This window comes from Ruixingdingia sedimenti (assembly GCF_031432425.1).
Classification (GTDB): Bacteria; Pseudomonadota; Alphaproteobacteria; order Rhodobacterales; family Rhodobacteraceae; genus Ruixingdingia; species Ruixingdingia sedimenti.
The window spans coordinates 1-1855 of record NZ_JAVKPH010000098.1; the positions used below are offsets into that span (position 1 = coordinate 1).

Below are 1855 nucleotides of genomic sequence, written 5' to 3' on the forward strand. Positions count from 1 at the left end.
AAGCGAGTTATTGACTACAACGTTAAGGTGCGTGTTCGTGCGGATGGGGGTGGAGTTGATCTGTCGAACGTGAAGATGTCGATGAACCCTTTCGACGAGATTGCGGTCGAGGAGGCGATCCGTCTGAAGGAGTCGGGAGTTGCGTCTGAGGTGGTGGTCGTTTCGGTGGGCGTGAAGCAGGCGGCGGAGACGTTGCGGACGGCGCTGGCGATGGGTGCGGACCGTGCGATCCTCGTGGTTGCGGCGGATGACGTGCATCGGGACATCGAGCCTCTGGCGGTTGCGAAGATCCTGGCGGCGGTCGCGAAGGACGAGCAGCCGGGGCTGGTGATCGCCGGCAAGCAGGCGATCGACAACGACATGAATGCGACCGGGCAGATGCTTGCGGCGCTGCTCGGCTGGGGTCAGGCGACGTTTGCCTCGGAAGTGGTGGTGGAGGGCGGTTCCGCCACGGTCACGCGCGAGGTCGACGGGGGTCTTCAGACGATCCGCGTGCAGCTTCCGGCGGTGATCACCGCGGACCTGCGGCTGAACGAGCCGCGCTATGCGTCGCTTCCGAACATCATGAAGGCGAAGAAGAAGCCTTTGGATGAAAAGACCGCCGCGGATTACGGGGTGGACGTCGCGCCGCGGCTGACGGTTGTCGGCACGGCGGAGCCCGCGGGCCGCAAGGCCGGGGTGAAGGTCGGTTCGGTGGACGAGCTGATTGCGAAACTGAAGGACGAGGGTGTGATCTGATGGCTGTTCTCCTTCTTGCGGATGCGTCTGGCGGGCATCTTGCGGCTGATTCGGTTTCGAAAACGTTGACGGCGGTGCAGTCTCTGGGCGAGGTGCATGTGCTGGTGGCGGGTCCGGCGGCGGCTGCGGCCGAGGCGGCGGGGCTTTCGGGCGTGGCGAAGGTGCTGCATGCCGAGGACGCGCATGGGCTGGCGGAACCCGTGGCGGCGCTGGTCGCGGGGCTTGCGGGCGGCTACGGCCATATCGCGGCGCCGTCGACGGCGTTCGCCAAGAACGTCCTGCCGCGGGTTGCGGCGCTTCTGGACGTGATGGTGATCCCGGATGTGACGGCGGTGATCGACGCCGAGACGTTCGAGCGGCCGATTTATGCGGGAAATGCGGTGCAGCGGGTGAGATCTTCAGACTCTGTCAAGGTTTTCACGGTACGCACGGCAAGCTTCCCCGCGGCGGGTGCGGGGGGCGCGGCAGAGGTGACCCCCGTTGCGGCGGCGGGGGATGGCGGTCTGTCGTCCTGGGTTGAAGACCGGGTTGCGGCCTCGGACCGGCCGGAACTGACGAGTGCGAAGATCGTGGTGTCTGGCGGGCGCGGGCTCGGCAGCCAGGAGAACTTTGCGCTGATCGAGGCGCTGGCGGACAAGCTCGGCGCGGCGGTGGGCGCGAGCCGCGCCGCGGTGGATTCGGGCTTTGCACCGAACGACCTGCAGGTGGGGCAGACGGGCAAGGTGGTTGCGCCGCAGCTTTACGTTGCGGTGGGGATTTCGGGGGCGATCCAGCATCTTGCGGGGATGAAGGACGCGAAGGTGATCGTGGCGGTCAACAAGGACGAGGAGGCGCCGATCTTCCAGGTGGCGGACTACGGGCTTGTGGCGGACCTGTTCCAGGCGCTGCCGGAACTGACCGGGAAGCTCTGAGGCGGACGGGCCGGGACCGGGGGCCGCGCGGGATCCCCGCCGGCCCCCGGCCCCCGCACCCCCCGAAGGGCCCCCGCGCGGGTCCCATGCGCAGGCCGGGGCAAGCCCTCGCCTGCGCATCGCGCCTGCATCGGCGCGCAACGCCCGCTGGCCGGCCCGGCCGCAGGGACGGGAGCGCGCCGCGCGGGGATATTTGGGGACAGAAA

The 1855-nt window shown here is 68.2% G+C and carries 2 protein-coding genes; both read left to right on the forward strand.

Annotated features, from left to right (window positions below; all coding sequences use genetic code 11):
* The coding region (locus RGD00_RS23190; RefSeq protein ID WP_310459600.1) for an electron transfer flavoprotein subunit beta/FixA family protein at window positions 1-738 on the forward strand (738 nt) is incomplete at its 5' end.
* Complete coding sequence (locus RGD00_RS23195) at window positions 738-1649, forward strand: electron transfer flavoprotein subunit alpha/FixB family protein (RefSeq protein ID WP_310459601.1); 912 nt, start codon at window positions 738-740, stop codon at window positions 1647-1649. The genes RGD00_RS23190 and RGD00_RS23195, both read left to right, overlap by 1 nt.
* Window positions 1650-1855: the final 206 nt, after the last annotated feature.